This is a genomic window from Arthrobacter sp. NPDC080031 (genome assembly GCF_040702485.1).
Taxonomy (GTDB): Bacteria; Actinomycetota; Actinomycetes; order Actinomycetales; family Micrococcaceae; genus Arthrobacter.
Genome location: NZ_JBFBLA010000028.1, coordinates 12,055 through 30,307 on the forward strand (window position 1 = coordinate 12,055; position 18,253 = coordinate 30,307).

Annotated in this window: 18 protein-coding genes; 10 read left to right on the plus strand and 8 right to left on the minus strand. The window is 62.8% G+C overall.

The window, feature by feature from the left end; all coding sequences use genetic code 11:
• Positions 1–10: 10 nt before the first annotated feature.
• Positions 11–424 (plus strand): metalloregulator ArsR/SmtB family transcription factor, encoded by a 414-nt coding sequence (locus AB0323_RS19685; RefSeq protein ID WP_366178823.1) that lies wholly within the window; start codon positions 11–13, stop codon positions 422–424.
• Positions 421–1,374: a cation diffusion facilitator family transporter gene (locus AB0323_RS19690; protein WP_366178824.1), complete on the plus strand. Its 954-nt coding sequence runs from the start codon at positions 421–423 to the stop codon at positions 1,372–1,374. Before AB0323_RS19685 ends, AB0323_RS19690 begins: the two co-directional genes overlap by 4 nt.
• A gap of 51 nt (positions 1,375–1,425) precedes the next feature.
• Here AB0323_RS19690 and AB0323_RS19695 read toward each other — a convergent pair whose 3' ends face one another.
• Positions 1,426–2,241 carry an MBL fold metallo-hydrolase gene (locus tag AB0323_RS19695; protein ID WP_306959078.1) on the minus strand — a complete coding sequence of 272 codons (816 nt, stop codon included), beginning with the start codon at positions 2,239–2,241 and terminating at the stop codon, positions 1,426–1,428.
• Positions 2,242–2,440: 199 nt separating this feature from the next.
• Between AB0323_RS19695 and AB0323_RS19700 the strand changes: the two genes are divergently transcribed.
• The 6 genes from AB0323_RS19700 (at position 2,441) to AB0323_RS19725 (ending at position 9,319) form a co-directional block, all read left to right on the plus strand.
• On the plus strand, positions 2,441–2,815 hold the full coding sequence (locus AB0323_RS19700; protein WP_366178865.1) for an STAS/SEC14 domain-containing protein: 375 nt from the start codon (positions 2,441–2,443) through the stop codon (positions 2,813–2,815).
• 39 nt (positions 2,816–2,854) lie between these two features.
• Entirely contained in the window at positions 2,855–4,393 is a 1,539-nt protein-coding gene (locus tag AB0323_RS19705; protein WP_366178825.1) for an EAL domain-containing protein, read from the plus strand.
• A gap of 9 nt (positions 4,394–4,402) precedes the next feature.
• The gene (locus tag AB0323_RS19710; RefSeq protein ID WP_366178826.1) at positions 4,403–5,221 is read left to right on the plus strand and encodes a class I SAM-dependent methyltransferase; all 819 of its coding nucleotides are present in this window, start codon (positions 4,403–4,405) and stop codon (positions 5,219–5,221) included.
• Positions 5,222–5,360: 139 nt separating this feature from the next.
• Positions 5,361–6,467, plus strand: a complete 1,107-nt coding sequence (locus tag AB0323_RS19715) for an EAL domain-containing protein (RefSeq protein ID WP_366178827.1) — start codon at positions 5,361–5,363, stop codon at positions 6,465–6,467.
• A 207-nt stretch (positions 6,468–6,674) separates the two neighbouring features.
• Positions 6,675–8,180 (plus strand): FAD-dependent oxidoreductase, encoded by a 1,506-nt coding sequence (locus tag AB0323_RS19720; protein ID WP_366178828.1) that lies wholly within the window; start codon positions 6,675–6,677, stop codon positions 8,178–8,180.
• A 119-nt stretch (positions 8,181–8,299) separates the two neighbouring features.
• The gene (locus AB0323_RS19725; protein ID WP_366178829.1) at positions 8,300–9,319 is read left to right on the plus strand and encodes a LacI family DNA-binding transcriptional regulator; all 1,020 of its coding nucleotides are present in this window, start codon (positions 8,300–8,302) and stop codon (positions 9,317–9,319) included.
• Here the strand turns inward: AB0323_RS19725 and AB0323_RS19730 are convergent.
• The 6 genes from AB0323_RS19730 to AB0323_RS19755 all read right to left on the minus strand — a co-directional run bounded on the left by AB0323_RS19730 (position 9,316) and on the right by AB0323_RS19755 (position 16,046).
• A complete protein-coding gene (locus AB0323_RS19730; RefSeq protein ID WP_366178830.1) occupies positions 9,316–10,482 on the minus strand; it encodes a serine hydrolase domain-containing protein in 1,167 nt (388 codons plus the stop codon). The two genes, AB0323_RS19725 and AB0323_RS19730, sit on opposite strands and share 4 nt — an antisense overlap.
• 42 nt (positions 10,483–10,524) lie before the next feature.
• Positions 10,525–11,382, minus strand: a complete 858-nt coding sequence (locus AB0323_RS19735) for a carbohydrate ABC transporter permease (protein ID WP_366178831.1) — start codon at positions 11,380–11,382, stop codon at positions 10,525–10,527.
• Positions 11,379–12,344 (minus strand): sugar ABC transporter permease, encoded by a 966-nt coding sequence (locus tag AB0323_RS19740; RefSeq protein ID WP_366178832.1) that lies wholly within the window; start codon positions 12,342–12,344, stop codon positions 11,379–11,381. Before AB0323_RS19740 ends, AB0323_RS19735 begins: the two co-directional genes overlap by 4 nt.
• A gap of 59 nt (positions 12,345–12,403) precedes the next feature.
• Positions 12,404–13,774 (minus strand): extracellular solute-binding protein, encoded by a 1,371-nt coding sequence (locus AB0323_RS19745; RefSeq protein WP_366178833.1) that lies wholly within the window; start codon positions 13,772–13,774, stop codon positions 12,404–12,406.
• A gap of 143 nt (positions 13,775–13,917) precedes the next feature.
• Positions 13,918–15,075 carry a serine hydrolase domain-containing protein gene (locus AB0323_RS19750; RefSeq protein WP_366178834.1) on the minus strand — a complete coding sequence of 386 codons (1,158 nt, stop codon included), beginning with the start codon at positions 15,073–15,075 and terminating at the stop codon, positions 13,918–13,920.
• Entirely contained in the window at positions 15,072–16,046 is a 975-nt protein-coding gene (locus AB0323_RS19755; RefSeq protein WP_366178835.1) for a glycosyl hydrolase family 32, read from the minus strand. Before AB0323_RS19755 ends, AB0323_RS19750 begins: the two co-directional genes overlap by 4 nt.
• A gap of 162 nt (positions 16,047–16,208) precedes the next feature.
• On the opposite strand from AB0323_RS19755, the gene AB0323_RS19760 reads away from it, so the two are divergent.
• Positions 16,209–16,361: a hypothetical protein gene (locus AB0323_RS19760; RefSeq protein WP_366178836.1), complete on the plus strand. Its 153-nt coding sequence runs from the start codon at positions 16,209–16,211 to the stop codon at positions 16,359–16,361.
• Between the two features lie 13 nt (positions 16,362–16,374).
• Here AB0323_RS19760 and AB0323_RS19765 read toward each other — a convergent pair whose 3' ends face one another.
• Entirely contained in the window at positions 16,375–16,836 is a 462-nt protein-coding gene (locus AB0323_RS19765) for a hypothetical protein (protein WP_366178837.1), read from the minus strand.
• A gap of 366 nt (positions 16,837–17,202) precedes the next feature.
• On the opposite strand from AB0323_RS19765, the gene AB0323_RS19770 reads away from it, so the two are divergent.
• Complete coding sequence (locus tag AB0323_RS19770; RefSeq protein WP_366178838.1) at positions 17,203–18,249, plus strand: hypothetical protein; 1,047 nt, start codon at positions 17,203–17,205, stop codon at positions 18,247–18,249.
• Positions 18,250–18,253: the final 4 nt, after the last annotated feature.

An 18,253-nucleotide genomic window follows, 5' to 3' on the forward strand; every position in this document is an offset into this window, starting at 1 on the left:
TGGAGGTCCCGTGGTTGCCCGTGAAGCCGTCGATGAATGCGGCGTGAAACTTGTCGACCCCGACAAGGTCGAACTCGTCCGGGCGGCCCTGCCCTCGGACCATGACATTGCCGAGCTGGCGGATGTGTTCTCGCTGTTAGGCGATCCCGGTCGGTTGCGGCTGTTGACGTCGCTGCTGGAAGGCGGGGAACTGTGCGTGTGCGACCTGGCGGCGACGACGGCGATGAGCGAGAGTGCGGTCAGCCATGCGTTGCGGCTGCTGCGCGCCCACCGGGTGGTTTCCGTTTCGAGGCGCGGCCGGATGGCTTACTACCGTCTGGATGATGGGCACGTACGGATGCTGCTGGACCTGGGCTTGACCCACACCGGACATACCGTGGCCGTTCATCCCGAGCGCACGGCCAAGAAGGCCAAGGGCCAATGAGCACCCACCACCATACCCACGACACGTCGGGGAACTCCTCCAAACACCATGCCCACAGCCACGCAATAGCAGCGAACGCAGACCGGCGCTATCTTGTTGTCGCGTTGGCGCTGATCGTCGGCTTCATGATCATCGAGGTGATTGTCGCCGTCGTTTCCGGCTCACTGGCCCTGCTCTCGGATGCCGGGCACATGCTCACCGACGCAGGAGCGATCGCCGTGTCGCTCTGGGCGATCAACCTCGCGGCCCGGCCGGCGCGGGGAATCTGGACGTTCGGATTCAAGCGCGCGGAAATCCTCTCCGCCGCCGCCAACGGAATCACCTTGCTGGTCATCAGCGCCCTCGTGGCTGTGGAGGCCATCCACCGCCTCCTCGATCCTCCGCCGGTCCAGGGCGGCCCTGTCCTGGTGGTCGCGATCCTCGGGATCATCGTGAACCTCGTGGCGGTGTGGGTGTTGGCCAAAGCCAACCGGTCCAGCCTGAACGTCGAGGGATCATTCCAGCACATCCTGACCGACCTCTACGGGTTCATTGCGACGGCGGTCGCCGGGCTCGTCGTCCTGACCACCGGTTTTACCCGTGCGGACGCGATTGCTTCGCTCATCGTGGTGGCCCTGATGCTGCACGCCGCGTGGGGGCTGCTGCGGGACTCCGGGAGGATCCTCCTGGAAGGGGCGCCGGAAGGTGTCGACCTGGACCAGGTCAGGGAACACCTCCTCGAAACCGGGCACGTGCATGACGTCCACGACCTGCACGTCTGGACAGTCACATCGGACCTTCCGGCCCTCTCCGCGCACGTCGTCCTGGACGAGAGCTGCTTCAACGACGGACACGCCCCGCTCATCCTTGACCAGCTGCAAAGCTGCCTGACCGGGCATTTCGACGTCGAACACTCCACCTTCCAGCTCGAACCCGCCGGCCACGCCGTCCACGAATCCGGAACCCACTGATGACCGCTGCCCCGCCGGCGTCTCCCCAACGCTGACCTTCAAACACACCCCTTAGTGGTGCGCTTGCGTCTCCTGGAGCCGCTTGATGAACCAGCGTGATTGCTCGGGTCCGTAGGGAAGCACCGGTATCGCTTTGGTAGCGTCCGACGGCGTGTCCCGGATCGACTGCCTTGCTTGCCGTACCGCTGTGGACATGGTGTCGGCCATGGTCTTCACGAATTGGTCGCTGCAGGGCTTGCCGTGGCCGGGGATGAGGAACTCGTAACGATGCCGCAGGGCGGAGATGTGCCGCAGGACGTCTGCCCAATCTTCCGGGTAGGAGTCCTCGAACGAGGGGTGCGCGCCTTGTTCCACGAGGTCACCGGCGAATAGGGTGCTGGGCGTGCCTACCAGGAGGTCGCCGTCGGTGTGGCCGCGGCCCAGGTAGAACAGGGTGGCGGTGAGGCCGCCGAGGTCAACCAGGACGGGCTGGTCCTTGACGATCGCGTTGGGAATGACGAGTTCGACGGCGTCGCCCCGGCCCGCGGCCATCTCAGGTTCCGTGGCGGCGACGAAGCGGCGCTGGTGGTCGCCGTCGTCGTCGATTGTCGCCGCACAGTTGACGTGCCCCCAAAACTCGGTGACGCCGTCGTCAGCAAAAACGGCGTTGCCGAAGTAGTGGTCGTAATGGGCGTGGGTGTTCACGACGACCAGCGGCAGCTGGGTCTTTTCGCGGACGGCGGCGAGGATCTGCCGGCCTTGGCGGGGCCCGCAACCGGTGTCGATCACCATGGCTCGTTCCGTGCCTACAACGAGGCCCGTGTTGAGCAGACACCCTTCGGTCTCCAACACGTAGTTGTTAGGGCCGACTTCGAGCCATGCTGACATTGTTTCTCCGTCTTCAGATGCGTTCCGGCAGTGTTCAGGCCTCGATTCTACCCACGTGGAGCCGGGAGGATCGGGACGAAAGGCGCAGTGGATGCCCTGGCCGTTCGAAATGCAATGCGTAGGAGGCTTGAGGACCAATGCTCGGGAAAGCTACGCTGTCGGGGTTGGCGATTGCTGCTTGTCGGGGGAGGACGTGATCGTGGTGCCGGATACTGAGGACGGTGGAAAGGCCAGTGTCGCTTTAGGCGTCGATGGACTTCTCCATCTGCGTTGGCGTCCCGGGGTCGATATTGAAGTTGAGGATGCCCGGGTGGCCATGGCGAAAGTCAACGAGCTGTGCCAGCAGGAACAGCATCCGATGCTTGTAGACATGGCCACTGTCGCTTCCGTCAGCCGGGAGGCCCGGGGTATATGGTCTATTCCCTGCGGCGCTTCGCGCATCGCTTTGTTGGGTACGTCGCCAGTAGACCGGGTCCTGGCGAACTTTTTCCTGGGAGTCCACATCCCGCCTTGCCCGACCCGTTTTTTCACATCGCGCAGCGAGGCCCTGGACTGGCTCAATGCGGGCGTGTGAGCCCCGGTTGTGCTTCCTGATTCTGCCCGCAGGAATTACGTGACCTCGAGCGAGAGCGTTGAGGACACGCGCCTGCAGCAGTTGGTTGACGGCGTGGTCCGATTGGCTGCCGGCGATCTGGACGCCCGCATTAAACCTTCGGAGGACCGGGATGACATTGATGCTGTCATCACGGGAGTCAACCTGCTCGCAGAAGAACTGGGCTACATTCATTCGGAACTCGAAGAGCGGGTGGCCGCACGCACGGCGATGCTGCGGCGGACGCAGGTTGAGCTCGAACAGATGGCCAAGACAGATGCCCTCACCGGACTTGCAAACAGGACGCTGCTTACCGAGCGGATCCAGGAAGCGATCCTCTCCTGCACGGACGGCGGAAGAGCCCCGGCCGTGTTGCTCCTGGATCTGGACTCCTTCAAGGCCGTCAATGACATCCTGGGCCATAGCGCCGGTGACGCCGTGCTGGTGGAGGTTGCCAAACGTCTCCGCTCAGCCGTCAGGCCGCAGGATACAGTGGCCCGCCTGGGCGGGGATGAGTTTGCCATCCTCATTACCTCGGCCACGGAAGAGGAGATCATCCGAATTGCGCACCGCGCATCGGAGTATCTGCAGGACAGCATGTGTATCGGGATAGAAACGGTTTGGGCGATGGCGAGCATCGGCGTTTGCGTCGGCAAGCCGGGGTACCGGGCGGAGGCGCTGATGCGCGACGCCGACATTGCGATGTATCAGGCAAAGGCGCGGGGCCGCAACAATGTCCAGCTCTTCCAGCCGGAGATGCTTGACGCAGTCCAGGAAAGGTCGCGAATAACCGCCGAACTACGCACCGCCGTTGCCGGAGGAGAACTGGCGCTGCTGTATCAGCCGGTGGTCGAATTGGCTTCGGGCCGCGTGATCGGCATCGAAGCCCTCCTCCGATGGCATCACCCCGTGCGCGGAACCATTATGCCCGGCAGTTTCATTGGCATCGCAGAAGAAACCGGCTTGATCTTTGAGCTGGGACGGTGGGTGCTGCATGAAAGCCTCGCCCAAATGGGGCGCTGGAGCCAAACCGACCCGGACCTGACAGACTTTTGCCTGCACATCAATCTTTCTGCCGCCGAACTGCTTCGAACCGACTTGCTGGAGGACATCAGCGACACGCTGGCCAAGTATGGCGTGGATCCGCGGCGTCTGGTCCTGGAAATCACCGAGACCGTATTGATGTCCCGGGGAACCGGACAGGAACAAGTCCTGAGCAGGCTCCGGGAGCTCGGCGTGGGGCTGCAAATTGACGACTTCGGTACCGGCTATTCGTCCATCAGCTACCTTCGCTCGCTTCCGGCAGACACAGTGAAGGTCGATCAGTCCCTCATCAAGGACATGGAGTCGGACTCCCGGCAGCAAAACTTCGTTTCAGCCATTCTGCAGCTGATTTTCGCTGCGGGGCTCAATGCGACCGTGGAAGGCATCGAAACCGCAGAGCAGGCGGCCCAGCTGCGGGCCATGGGTTGCCTCTACGGGCAAGGCTACTTTTACGGATATCCGGTACCGGCCGCGAAAATACCGCATCAGCTCCGCCAGCCAGCGCGGCATCTGTAGAGTTAGCGCATGTCGAAGCTTTGGGACCAGATGCTGCTAGTCCCCACAGTAGTCCGCCTCGCTTCCCGGGCACCGCGCAACCCAGACGCAGCCTGGGAAGGGTACTGGCGTGGAATCCGCACCACTGGCCGTTCCGGAGACGTCCTTTGGGATTCCGACTCGTCGGCCGAGCGTGCGCAGTACTCCGACGCGATTGCAGCTCACTTCGATCCAGCCCTTCCGGTAGTCGACGTCGGGTGTGGCAACGGAACCCACACCCGCTGGCTTGCCGGCCTGTTTCCACGAGTTCTCGGGATCGACGTATCCAAGGGGGCGGTCGAGAGGGCGAGCAAGGAAGCAGAAGGCATCGAAAATGCCGACTTCATGGTTCTGGATGCTGCGGCGGCAGGTGCCGGTGAGGTCCTGTTGGAGCGGCTGGGTCCAGCCAATGTCTTCGTCCGCGGAGTCTTCCACGTCCTGAAACCCGGCAAGCAGGCCGCCATGGCTGCCAACCTGCGAAAGGTCATCGTGAACAGAGGCCGGGTGTTACTGGCCGAAACCAACTTCCGCGGAAATAGCCTCGGTTACCTGACTGAGCTCGGCGCCACCCGGCAGAGCATGCCCGTGCAGTTGCGGCGCGCCTTGGAGAACCTTCCCCGGCCCGGGCATTTCGGTGCCAGGGAACGGCACGGCGTATTTTCGGATTCGGACTGGCAGTTAATTGCGGACGGCCCGGTTAACATCGAAGTGGTCCCGATGAACGCCAGCGGTCTTCCGCAGTGGGTTCCGGGATATTACGCGCTTCTGTCAGGCGCGGAAGATTCCGGAACAGAACACGGACGTGCGTAACTGCATCCCGTGCGCACCGCACGTTACGTCCCCGTGAAGATTTCTTTTCAATCCGGGCCGTCCGGTTTGTTTGGCGGTAGTATTCCCTTAGTTTGCAGGTCCCGGGCTCAGCCGGAGCTAAAGGCAAAGGAATAACTTCATGTCGAAGCGGAAACCGTCTTTGAACAACACCGGGATGCGGGCCCGTCCGGAGACTGTGGAGCCACCCGTCATGCAGTTGCGTGGGCTGCGCCGCCAGGTCCTGGAAATCATCGATGAGGTGTTGTCGGACTCTTCGCAGGCAACGGATGCGGTTCGTGAGCAACTTCGCCAGCACATTGCTGCCCACCCCGGGCGTCCGGAAGAGGCGTTGTTGGCGCACTTGACCTCACTCAGGTCGGAACGGCCAGGCCAGCCCGACACGGCCCCGCAAGACGACACGGCCCGGCAAGGCGATCCAGCCCCGCAAGGCGACCCAAGCAGCCAGGACCCCAGCAGCCCGCGGCTCGAGGCGGTCCTCAGGGACCGGATGCTGATGACCGCCTTCCAGCCGGTTTTCGACCTCACCACGGCCACAGTCGTCGGCGCCGAGGCTTTGACGCGTTTCGTCAGCGACAGTGGGGATCCTGCCGATTACTGGTTCACGGAAGCCGAGGACACGGGACTCCGAACGGATCTTGAATTCGCGGCATTGGAGTCCGGGCTCACGGCCGCGCTGGATCTGCCGCCCCACCTTTTCGTGGCGTTGAAGCTTTCCGAGGCGGTCTGCCTCGATCCGCGCCTTCCCGTGCTTTTCGAGCAAACTCCGGTGGCGCCCGCCCGGATGATCCTTGAAGTCTCCGGGAAGTTCCCCCCGGAGCAGGCCGCTTCGCTCGACGCGGCCGTGGCGCCGCTGCGCAGTGCCGGCATGCGCCTGTCGATCGAAAATACCGGCTCCTTCTTCGCCGGGGCCAGCCATATTCTTCGGCTCAAGCCCGAGATGATCAAGCTGGATTGGAGTCTGACTGCAGCCCTCAACCAGGATCCGCTCCGGCGGGAACTCGTGGAGGCGGAGGTCGGGTTCGCGCGGAAGATCGGTGCGGTCCTGACCGCCCAACGCATCGAAACCGAGGCCGAACTTGCCACCCTTAAAGGCCTGGGAGTGACGATCGGACAGGGTTACCACCTGGGGCGGCCCTCGGTCCAGCCCCGCGAATGGGCCAAGTGGGGCGGCCGTGCCAGGCATCTCGCCTCCCCCGGCGGTCGCGGCAGGAACCTGCGGAGCTAGTTGAACCTGACCTGACCGACCTGGCGCCTCAGCAGTGGGCGCCTTATCTGATCGAACCCTTGATCAGGATGTGCCAGGAGCGGGCGAATTCCTCGGCGCGCTCCCCTCTTGCTTCTGCTGCGGTCATCTGATTCTCTGGCACTACCGGGCCGCCGCCGCGCTACTTCCGGTGTGGACCGCGCCCGGCTGAAGGGACGTGGGACCGCTATGACTTCTTTGTGGCTAGACGCGCGCGAGGTTTCCGCAGCCGCGAGCCCCGATGAATTCACGCCGGGGAACAGTTACGACACCGTCGTGGTCGGCGCCGGAATCACGGGCTTGGCCACGGCACTCATGCTGGCACGGACCGGGAGCAATGTGCTGGTCCTCGAGGCCCGACATATCGGGGCTGTCAACACCGGTAACACCACGGCCAAGCTGACCCTGTTGCAGGGCACCACGCTGTCCAGGCTTCGGGACCAGTATTCGGTGAACGTGGTCCGCGCCTACGTTGACGCGAACAGGGCAGCCCAGAAGTGGTTGCTCGCCTATCTCGAGGAGCGGGGTGTGCCTTTCCAGTATCGGGATGCCTACACGTTCGCCACCACCCCGGCCGGCGCGGATCGGCTCCGTGCGGAAGCCTTCATGGCCCGGGCTGCGGGACTGAACGTCAAGTCCACCCGGGAGACGGGGCTGCCGTTCGACGTCGACGACGCCTTGCGGCTTGCGAAGCAGGCCCAGTTCAACCCGATGGACGTCTTGGATGCGCTGGCTGCGGATGTTCGGGCTGCCGGCGGCAGCATCGTGGAGGGTATCCGCGTCATGAACGTCCGCAACGGCGATCCCATGACGGTGGTCACCAGGAAGGGCGAGGTCCGCGCCCGCAACGTGGTGCTCGCCACCGGGACACCCATCCTGAACCGCGGGCTTTACTTCGCGAAGCTGCGGACGAATCGTTCGTACGCCGCCGCGCTGCGGCTGCCGGAAGGCATGAGCCCGCCGCCGGGGATGTACCTTTCCGTTGAGCCGCCCACCCGCTCGCTGCGGGACTATCCAATGCCCGACGGCGGGGCGTTGCTTCTCGTGGGCGGCTTCGGGCATCCGGGTGGCCGGGCGCCGTCGACGCAGGTCCATGTGAATGAGCTGCTCGGCTGGGCCCAACAGCACTATCCGGGTGCCGAGGTCACACACACGTGGGCTGCCCAGGACTACCAGGCTGCCAATCTCATGCCGTTCTTCGGCAGGTTCCCCCGTGGCCACGGGAAGATTTTCTTCGGCACCGGCTACAACAAGTGGGGCATGACAAATGGTGTTGCGGCGGCGCTGGACATCGCGGCCGATATCCGTGGCGAAAAGCTGGAGTGGGCCCACACGATCCACCGCCGCGTCACGGGTCCACGCGGGGCAGCATCGACGATTTCGTACAACGTAGAGACACAGCAGCAGAATTTCCGGGACAAGGCAGCCCTGAAGGAGAAGCCGGCCATCACGGAGGAAACCAACCCCGCCGAGGGAACGGGCGTCACGGGGCTCTTCCACGGGAAGCCCGCGGCCGTCTGCACGGTGGACGGAGTGGTGTGCAGGGTGTCAGCGGAATGCGCGCACCTGGGCGGGATCCTGCACTGGAACGACGCCGAAAAGACCTGGGACTGCCCTCTGCATGGCTCGCGTTACTCCGCCGCGGGAAAGCTCCTGGAGGGACCGGCGACGCACAATCTGTTCAAGCTGCAGTAGGGGTTGCCGGGAAAAGCGTTGCCTTTGGAGCCGCCGCCCGGAGATGAATGGATTTAGCAAATATACTGAGATGGCACTACTCCTGCCCGGGGGCGCGTGCGGTCACAGAAGGAGTATGAATGGCGCCCAAGCGCGTTACCTTGGCAGATGTTGCAAAGCTCGCCGGGCTTTCGACCACCGCCGCCTCGATGATCCTCAATGGACGTCCGGATACCCGGCTGTCCAAGGAGGCGCACGAGCGTGTGCTCGCGGCGGCGGCCGAGCTGAACTATCGCCCCAATGTTGCGGCAAGAGGGCTGAGGACGCAGAAGACACGGACCATCGGTTTCATATCGGACCGCGTCGCCACAACCAGATTCGCAAGCGGCCTGATCGAAGGTGCCCTCGCGGCAGCGAGAGCCGCCGACCATGTCATGCTTGTGCTCGAGACCGGTGGCGAAGCCAAACTGGAAGCCTCGGCGCTCGAAGCCGTACTCGATAGGCAGGTAGACGGAATCATCTTTGCCTCCATGCGTGCCCGGGAGCTACACATCCCCGAACTGCCCGCAGGGACGCGTTCGGTTCTCTTGAACGCCACGAGTCAGAGGCATGCTGTCAGCGTGCTGTCCGACGAATACACCGGAGGGAGGACCGCGGTTGAAGTACTCGCCCGCCACAAGATCGCGGACGGGGTGGCCGTACTCGGGTACTCGGAAGAAGCCGAGCGGGGCCTCTTCCGCTCGGTCGCCGTCAATCGCCGCGTGGCAGGCATAAAGGATGCCGTCGCCGAACACGGCATCGACGTCACTGCTTGGGAATCAGTCTGGCTCTGGGAGGCGGATACCGGATACGTGGCGGCGAAGAAGATCCTGCGTCGGCATCCGGACATCCGCGCTCTGCTGTGCATGAACGACCGGCTCGCGTTCGGCGCTTATCAGGCGCTTCAGGAGAAAGGTCTTCGGATTCCGGACGACGTTTCACTCGTGTCGTTCGATAACGACGAATTGGCCTCATATCTACGTCCGGGCCTCACCACCGTTGCCCTCCCCCACGAACAGATGGGCAGGGATGCGGTCAGTTTGCTGCTGTCCGATGATGCGGCTTCAGGCGAGCGGCTGGTTCCAATGCCGTTGATTGAGCGTTCATCGGTCATTGGCTAGGCTTCCATGATTCTTCGCAGGGCTCGCACGATGGATGTCGCCCGTGGATCGTCTTGGTTTTCGAGAGTGTTCGTGACGTAGCCGAAGCCGATGCTATGCACGGGGTCCGCGAAAGCGACCTGACCGCCCGCGCCGTCGTGTCCGAACGAAGAGGACGTGAGGAACTCCCGGCGTGGAGACGAGAGCATGAACCCGGTTCCCCACCGGGGGTACGGGCCAGGAAGCCACCAGACAGGCTCCCCCTCGCTCTGGACCTGGGTCATGTCGTCGACGACATCGCTCTCCACAAGGGTCACGCCCTCGGTCGGAGCCACTGTCGCTGACCAGATCGTGGCGAGTGCAGCGGCCGTGGCGATTCCGCCCGCGCCCGGAACCTCGGCCTGATGCACCTCCGACGAGTCGAATCCTGCGCCTGCAACCACCAGCTCGGGCGGGAAAGCCGTTCCCAGCGTCATCGCCCGGCCGGCCCAGTACAGGTCGTCCTCATCTGGTTGCCGCGTGCCGCTCGCAGGCGGATTCCGGATGCTGTTCCCCGCATTGAGTCTGGCCACCCGCGGCTCCACCGACGGCGGGATCCCGATCCACGCGTCGGTGCCCAACGGACCACTGACGGACTTTTGCAGGAACGAGCCCACGCTGGTACCGGTAATGCGGCGGATGACTTCGCCTACGTACCAGCCGTAAGTCAATGCATGGTAGCCATACGCCGTTCCGGGTTTCCACAACGGTTCCTGCGATGCCAGGACGGATACAATCGAGGGCCAGTCGAGCGCGGTCTCGAGGCTGATGTCTTCCCGGGGCGCGGCAAGCCCGGCGCGGTGGCTCAGGAGCTGACGGACTGTGACCGCCTCCTTGCCGGCAACCCCGAACTCCGGCCAGTAATCGGCAACCGGCCTGTCCAGACCGAGCCGGCCTTGGCCGACCAGCATGGCGACAAGGACCGCGATGAGGCCTTTGGTGCAAGAGAAGATTACCGTCGGCGTATCACGTGCCCAAGCTCTTCCCTCGTGCCGGTCGGCGAGGCCTGCCCACAGGTCGACGACCGTCTTACCGCCGACCCTGATGTTCAGCGCAGAGCCGCCTTCGCCGTCACCGACGCTTTTGCGGTAGGCATCGGCCACCGGGCCGAAGCCATCGGCCGCGAATCCATTTACTTCATTCATGTGCATTTTCTCCTGGGGAACAGGTGGAATCGGGTGCGACGCTCAACCCTTCACGCCGGAACTTGCCACGCTGGCGACGAAGGATCTCTGGAAGATCAGGAAGACAACAAGCACCGGCAAGACAAAGAGGACTCCGAACGCTAGCACCGGTCCCCATTCCGGCGGCTGCGCGTTTTGGAAAACGCTCAGCTCCAGCGGAAGGGGCCGCAGTTTGGTGTCGGTAATCATGAGTACTGGCCAAAGATATTGGCCCCACTGGCCCAGGAAAGTCAGAATGGCTACCGTCGCGTAAGCTGGCAGGCTCATGGGGGCCACCACTTGGAAGAGTGTCCGCACCGGTCCGGCCCCATCGATCGTTGCCGCTTCTTCCACCTCCACGGGGATGCTGAGGAAGTACGTGTAGAAGAGGAAAATCGAGAACGCATTGGCCAGGAATGGCAGGGCCTGGACGTATAGTGTGTTCCGTTGGCCGGAGAGCATGTAGTAAAGAGGCAGTGCCACCGCCTCGAACGGGATGATTGTCATGATGGTCACCAGGAGGAGCACGATGTTGCGTCCCCGCCACTTCATGCGCGCCAATGCGTAGCCGGCGAGTGAGTTCACCAGCAGACCTCCGAGTACAACAACGGCGGTAACCGCCAGGGAGACCCCAGCGAACTGCCACACATATCCCGTGGTGTCGTTGGAGAACCGGTTAAACACCCCGGCATAGTTGTCGAGCGACAGGTCCGATGGGACCAAGGCGCTCAGGCCGCCCAGGACTTTGTCACCGGGCCTGAGGCTTCCGATCAGCAAGTAGTACACCGGAACGAAGAAGATCAGGCCGAAGAAGACGAGCAGGGCATAGCGTCCGGTCCTCGAGAGCAGCCGGGACCGTTTGATGCTTCGGACGCGGGTCATCGGATGCTTCCTTCCTGACGGACTAGCCGGCGTTGGATGACGGCGACGATGGTGACAATGACGAGGAAGACCACGGCCATGGCTGCGCCTTGGCCGATGTTGTTCTGGTCATAGCCAGTAGTGATGACCTGGTACATCATTGTCTGGGTCGATTCGATATCAACGGATCCGCTTTGGCCGAGAAGGTACACCTGGTCAAAGAGGCGGAAAGAGAAGACCGTGGTCAGCAGGGCCACGAAGATGAGGGTGTTTCGAATTCCGGGCACGGTCACGTGCAGGAATTGACTCCATCGTCCAGCGCGGTCCAGGGAGGCAGCCTCATACAGGTCATGGGGAACAGCCTGCAGTCCCCCGAGGAGGATGATCATCTGGAAGCTCACGCTCTGCCAAATCGACATCACGATGATCGCCCCCAAGGCAGTTGCGCTGCTTCCAAGCCAGTCGTGCGGACCGACGGAACCGCCCGTGAACAGGGAGATTGCGGAATTCAGCAGGCCGTGGTCATCCCGTGCGAAAATGAGCCGCCACACGACGGCAACCAGGGCCAGCGGAAAGACGAGTGGCATGAAGAACATTGTGCGGAACACGGCCATGCCACGGAGCTTGCCGTTCACCAAAAGCGCTAGTCCCAGGGCCAGCGCGGTCTGGACGGGCACCACCACGGCCGCGAAGGTGAAGTTGTTGCCCAGCGAATGAAGGAAGGCTGCGCTGATGTCAGGGTCGGCGAAGAGCCTGGAATATTGCTCCAGCCCAATGAATCGTGGGGCCCGGGTGCTATTGAGCTGAAGCCGGTAGAACGACATGGCGATCGCACCAAGGAACGGGATGGCGAGGAAAACGGCGAGAAGGATGAGCGCGGGGGCTGCCATCACGGGGCCCATGATCGAATGGGACGAGAGGCGCCTTCGCCGCTGGGTGGGCGGCGCCGTCCGCCCGGCCTGGGATCGAATAAGAAGAGTCATAACCTAGCCTTCGACGATCACCGTACGGGGTAAGGCAACCCCACCCCGTACGGGAGCGATCACTTGTAGTTGTTGTTGTCCGCGAAATCGCGGTCGATCGCCCGTGCGGCTGCCTGGAGGCTTGCAGCCACGTCGGCCCCGCCCCAGATGGCGGTAAGCGCCTTGCCGAACGATGACGCCACCACCGGGTAACCCGCCGTCACGGGCCGCGATACGGCAACGCATTGCTGGGTCAGCCGATCCTCGGTGGGGCAAGCTGCGCCGAGTTGGTCCTGCAGGAAAGCCAGGGGCTTGCCTGCTCCGTAAAGCGGAGAGGAAGCGGCGGTGGTTTTCGTCGCCGGCGGAGCCCCGTTAGCTGCGGTGTAGGTGGAAACGATGGGGTCGCTCATGAGGAAATCAAGCAACTTGCCTGCTGCCGCCCCGTTCTTCGTGTGCCCTCCAAGGCTCCACGCGATCGTTCCGGAACCGGTCTTTGCACCCTTGCCAAAGTTGGGCAGCGGGCCCACGACGAGGTCGTTCCCGAGTGCCTTGTCATAGGCCGGGTACATCCAGTTGCCCATCCAGTTCAGCGCCACCTGACCGGACTGGAAGGCCGTGCCGTCACCGTCGGGGTTGGTGAACTGCTTCCAAGAGGCGAACTTCTTCAGGGCGTTCACCGCAGTGTCCGAATCAAGCGCACCGGAGGCTTTGCCGTTGGCTATCATCGGCGTGCCGGCAGACCACAGGACCGGAGAGAAGCCATAAATGCCGTATTCGGAGCTCAGTCCGTTGTTCTCCGCGATGCCGAGCGGCTTGCCGTTGGGCACGACGGCGGAGAGCTTCCTGAGGACCTCGGTGAATTCGTCGGCCGTCCAGGCCTCTGACGCGCTTTTCGGCATCGTCACCCCGGCCTTGTCGAGCAGCTTCTTGTTGCCCCACATTGCCAGGCCGGAGTTCATCATGCTCACGGCGTAGAGTTTTCCGTCCACAGTGTTCTGGCCTTTGATGGCGTCGGTCTGGTTCTGCACGGTGGCCGCCGAGACGTAGTCCGACAGTGGAGCGATCTTCTGCCCGTAGGCCAGGTTGGCGATCTGCGGCCCGTCGACTTCCAGGACATCGGGTAGGTCAGCGGGGCTGGAAGTCTGCATTGCCTTTGCGAAAGAGTCCGCTGGCAGGAACTGCATCTTGACTTTGATGTCCGGGTGGGTGGATTCGAAGTCGGAGGCGATCTTCTGGATCGCGGTGTTCTCCGCGGACTGGCCGTCCAGCGCCCAGACCTTCAGGGTGCCCGTGCCGGACCCTGCCGAAATGTTCGATGCTGCCGAGGGCGAGTCGGATGCCGATGATGCGCCGCAAGCCGCCAAGGCGACCGAGACGAGCGCAGCGAGGCCGCCCGCTGCGATGCTTCGCCGCCTCGGATGCGGGGTTGGGCGGAGGGTACTTGGTGTCATAGCGGGTGACTCCTTCGTCGTGTAGGGCTACGGCTGAAAATTTGCTAAATGGATTTAGCCATGGTTTCGGACCTCTCCCAGGTTGTCAAGAGTGGTCCTTTTTGTTTCGGGGTGTGACTTGGCAGGAATCTTGCGGGGCGAACTCAGTCCCGATGGACGGTGCGGAGCGCGTCAATAATCTGCGTCGCGCGATCGTCTCCGGCTTCCATCCAGTTGGTGAGGAAGGCAAAGCCGGTCCCCGAATCGGGGTCGGCGAAGGCTACCTGTCCGCCGGCGCCATCATGGCCGAAGCTTCGGGGGCTGAGGTAGCGGCGGGCCGCTGAGTCGAGCTGGAATCCCGCGCCCCAGCGCGGCCACGGACCGGGCGCATGGTAAACCGGCACGCCTTCGCTCATGGGCTGGAGAGCACGGTCAAGCGTCACATCGTCAAGGATGCGGTCACCTTCAGTTTCAATGACGGTTGCCGACCAAATAGACGCGAGGGCATGTGCGGTGGCTACACCTCCGGCTCCGGGAATCTGAGCTGCTCGCACTCGCGGGTCATTGAAACCGGTGCCGTCCCCGACGAGCTCCGGTGGCAGCGCACCCCCGAGAGTCATCGCCCGCAGGTTCCACCCATCCGGCATGTCCGCAAGCGCGCGCCCGGCTTGCGCCTGGCTCTCACTCACTTGGACGTGCGCGGATCGATGCGCTTCCGAGGCCGGTAGTCCGATCCAGGCGTCCCCGGTCCACTGAGCCATTGTGCGTCCGAAGTAATCGCCGATTGACTCAGATGCGACACGGCGGATGACTTCCCCGGCGAGCCACCCGTGCGTGATCGCGTGGTAGGCATAGCCGGTGCCCGGTTCCCAGAGCGGGTCCTGCAGGGCCAGCCGGGAGGTCACATAGTCCCAGTCGAGGATCTGCTCGGTAGTGAATGGAATACGGGGAGCCGAAAGGCCGGCCCTGTGGGCGAGGAGCTCTCCAACCGTGACCTTCCCCTTGCCCGCCGTGGCGAACTCGGGCCAGTAGCGGTGGACGGGGGCGTCGTAGCTCAGCCGGCCTTCCTGGACCAGCCGCGCGGCAAGGATCGAGACGAGTCCTTTGGTACAGGAAAACACCACGGTCGCAGTGTTTTGCTCCCACAGCGATCCCGATCTTTCATCGGCGACTCCGCCCCAGAGGTCCACCACGGTTTCTCCGCCGACGAGGATAGCCAGGGCTGCACCCATGGTTGGACGGCCGTCGAAGGCTCGGGCGAAAGCTTCGGCCACCGGCTCGTACCCAGGTGCGACGGTTCCATGTGTCTGCGTATGCGTCACCTAACGGCCTGCCTCTCTTGAGGCTCTGGGGCGAGCACAAAACCCTGACCATCCCATTCCACGTCGCGCGGATCGGAAATGCGCCCGACAAAGTCGCCCGTACCGGAAAGGTTCTCGAAGGCAAGAAGAACCGGACGCCCTGAACGGTTATGCACGATCCGACCACTGTAGAGGTGCTCCTCTGCCAGAAGGCTGGCCTGGTCGAGGTCGAAGGGACCGAGCGGGGAGGCTGCCGGGGCGAGCCATATCCCGCCTGGCAGCCCGGCCCGCGGCCCGGCTAGATGACTCCCGTCGCACGAGAAAAGCAGCCAGTCCCTCCCGGACAACTCGACGATCTGGGGAACTTCGAGGTGAGCGAACCCGGCACTTCCCGTCAGCGCCGTGCCCGCACTCCAGTTTTCAAGGTCGTGGGAACGCGCATATCCGATAACGCCCCGGTTTCGTTCGTCTGGTCCATTCCGGCCGCGGGCAGTGATGAGCATATGCCACGATCCCGCCGGGCCCTGGAATACCCATGGGTCGCGCCAAGCTTCTTCGTGCCAGACGCCGTCGTCCAGGGTTTCATAGGAGCGCGGATCAGCATTCAGCGCGAAGTCAGCGGACTTGTGCCAGGCGTGCAGGTCGGGCGAAACCGCTACGCAAATGGTCTCGATATTAGTGATCGCGTCCGGACGTAGGAATCTCGAACCGGTGTAGAACATCCGCCAGAGCCCATCATCGCCACGCACGACGCTTCCCGTCCAGGTTGCCGAAGCATCCGGTTCCGACGGTCCTCCGTGGACGAGGACCGTGCCGTGGTCCTGCCAAGTACGCAGATCCGCGGAGGTGGCATGGCCGATGGATGCGTTGCGGTGTCGAAGGTCGGGGTGGCCGAGCGATTTCGGGGCCTGTAGGTAGTAGAGATGGTATGCCTCGCCATCGTCGGCGATCCAGAAATCCCACACCCAGTGGTCTTCTTTTGCGAATGTCATCGGGCGAACACCTGCTGGCGCGTCGGATCGAAGTCTCGGCCCCGGGGAGCGGTCGAAAGCATGAAGGACTCCTTGTCTATGTCCGAAGAGTTGGCCCAAGAGAGGCGGGCTACATTTCCTGGCTAAATCCATTTAGCACCATGTTCATGTCCAGCCGGCAAGATGTCAAGCGATGCGAGGAACCTGCAATCCGGCAAAACCTACGGGGACAAAGCAGCCCTGAAGGAGAAGCCGGCGATCACCGAGGAAACCAACCCCGCCGAGGGCAAGCTGCTGGAGGGGCCGGCGACGCACAATCTGTTCAAGCTGCAGTAGGTGTTGCCGGCGCTCAGCTCGGGTTGAGGCCTAAGCGTGCCGCCAGCTCGCCTGGGCCGTGGAAGCGGTAGAAGAATGGACCGAGTTCTCCCCTGTCGAGCGTCGAAGTCAGGGTGATGAGACTTTCCAGCAGCGCAGCCTTCGCCAAGTCGCCAAGATGTATCGGCTCGAATCCCGCGTCCCGGATGAGGCGCTCGGTCGTCTCGCGGGCATCGGCGTCGCACGCGAAGAGGGTTCCCGGTGGCATTGGCTCAGCGTCGACGGCGTCATAGATTGAAGCGAAGTTGGTGTTGAAGGCCTTGGCGGCGGGGCCGCCGACAATCGCTTTGACCTGATGGGCGATCGAGTCGTACCCCGGCAGCGGCTCGCCGAAGGTATTGCTGGCATCGATCGTCACCTGACCGTCAAGGCCGGCAATCTTGGCCAAGCCGACGGCGATGGAGTCTCCCGGGATCACACTTCTCGGCCGCCCCATACCGGCTATTCGCTGGGGCCAACGGGCTCACGGGCACCCGGTTCGCGACTGGAATTTCGGTCAGCGTCCCGACAATCATTGCAGCGACCGACGAATTGATGCGGGCAGTCGGGCCAGCCATCGCCCTCCCCACGGAGCAACGTAACTTTCATTCCGGCATCCTAGTCCCCCGAACGGGCCGTCGGAAGGCTTCGCGGCCCGTGTTGTTACCATGACGACTAGGCTAATCCTCCTTTTCAAATGCAAATTTAAGAACTGAAATAGTCCGACTTTGTTCGAAATTCCCTTCCAACAAAGGCAAAGAAGCCGTATCGTTTGTTGCAAGCTGTGGGTCTCAGGGGGCACCTACATAAATAGGAGTTTCCCTTGCAGCGTCTACATATTATTGCTTCAGCTACCGCATGTCTTTCTTTGATTGCGGCCATCTTTATCGCCGCACCAGTACAGGCAGGTACTGCTCAAAGGAACACGGCACCCCAGGAACGGGAAGATCAGCGGATACTGGCCGATGCCGGTCGTAATATCCAGCCTGCCGCCTGGGATCAGGGGCTCTCGTCCGGGCGAAGTGCCAGTCCACTACATGAAATCGCCAAGAAGTGCGACGGCGTGTACGTGGTCGACGGGAACGCCCCCGGCACCACGACGCTCCAAACACCGTCACGCTCGGGTGCATTGCGGTTTACGGTTCCCGGCGAAAAGTCAGAGACGAGACCCGCCCAGCTAAAGGGCGTCCCGATCGGGCACTTTATTGGCGAAGGCGCACCACTTTTGACAACCGTCCTGTCGGGCGCGACAACAACTACCTATGGCACTCCATGCGGTTCGCAGACGCTCATCACAGTCGAATCGGACAAAGCACCTCGCGATTACCGATTCCCATTAGCTCTCTCGACTGGATCCACGGCGAAGGTGGAAGCTGACGGTTCGGTCCTCATTCGAGACGCCGAGGGAAGAGTAACAAGCGTCTTTGTCGCCCCATGGGCATTCGACGCCGAGGGCGAGCCGGTACCGACGACATTCAGGATCGAGGACGGCACCTTAGTTCAGCGGATTGAATTCAATTCCTCGAACGCATTTCCCCTAACGGCCGATCCCACGAGCGTTCAGTGGGTACCATGGCCAGTTCTCGCAATTAGCGGCGCCGAGTTGAAAGTACTTGCTGGACTCACGACCGCGGTCTTCGTAGGCGGAGCGTGGGTAGGCTGCACATTCAGCAAGCTGACCGGGTGGATCGCGAAAGTCGTGAGCCAGATTTGCAGAGTGATCGGCGTGGGTAGTGTTGCATCTGTCGTCGCTATCATCAGTGGCGCGTTCAGCAATGCCAGCCTAGTTGCCACAAAGTGCTACGGCATCAACCTTTCCAACCCGTCCTCTCCGCTCCGGGATATGCCCGGGCGGGACTGCGGCTTCTGAGAGA

Coding starts and splice junctions, on each gene's coding strand:
- AB0323_RS19690 (WP_366178824.1), top strand. CDS start 421: ATGAGCACCCACCACCATACCCACGACACGTCGGGGAACTCCTCCAAA.
- AB0323_RS19695 (WP_306959078.1), bottom strand. CDS start 2,241: ATGTCAGCATGGCTCGAAGTCGGCCCTAACAACTACGTGTTGGAGACC.
- AB0323_RS19710 (WP_366178826.1), top strand. CDS start 4,403: ATGTCGAAGCTTTGGGACCAGATGCTGCTAGTCCCCACAGTAGTCCGC.
- AB0323_RS19715 (WP_366178827.1), top strand. CDS start 5,361: ATGTCGAAGCGGAAACCGTCTTTGAACAACACCGGGATGCGGGCCCGT.
- AB0323_RS19720 (WP_366178828.1), top strand. CDS start 6,675: ATGACTTCTTTGTGGCTAGACGCGCGCGAGGTTTCCGCAGCCGCGAGC.
- AB0323_RS19725 (WP_366178829.1), top strand. CDS start 8,300: ATGGCGCCCAAGCGCGTTACCTTGGCAGATGTTGCAAAGCTCGCCGGG.
- AB0323_RS19730 (WP_366178830.1), bottom strand. CDS start 10,482: ATGAATGAAGTAAATGGATTCGCGGCCGATGGCTTCGGCCCGGTGGCC.
- AB0323_RS19735 (WP_366178831.1), bottom strand. CDS start 11,382: ATGACCCGCGTCCGAAGCATCAAACGGTCCCGGCTGCTCTCGAGGACC.
- AB0323_RS19740 (WP_366178832.1), bottom strand. CDS start 12,344: ATGACTCTTCTTATTCGATCCCAGGCCGGGCGGACGGCGCCGCCCACC.
- AB0323_RS19745 (WP_366178833.1), bottom strand. CDS start 13,774: ATGACACCAAGTACCCTCCGCCCAACCCCGCATCCGAGGCGGCGAAGC.
- AB0323_RS19755 (WP_366178835.1), bottom strand. CDS start 16,046: ATGACATTCGCAAAAGAAGACCACTGGGTGTGGGATTTCTGGATCGCC.
- AB0323_RS19760 (WP_366178836.1), top strand. CDS start 16,209: ATGTCAAGCGATGCGAGGAACCTGCAATCCGGCAAAACCTACGGGGAC.
- AB0323_RS19765 (WP_366178837.1), bottom strand. CDS start 16,836: ATGGGGCGGCCGAGAAGTGTGATCCCGGGAGACTCCATCGCCGTCGGC.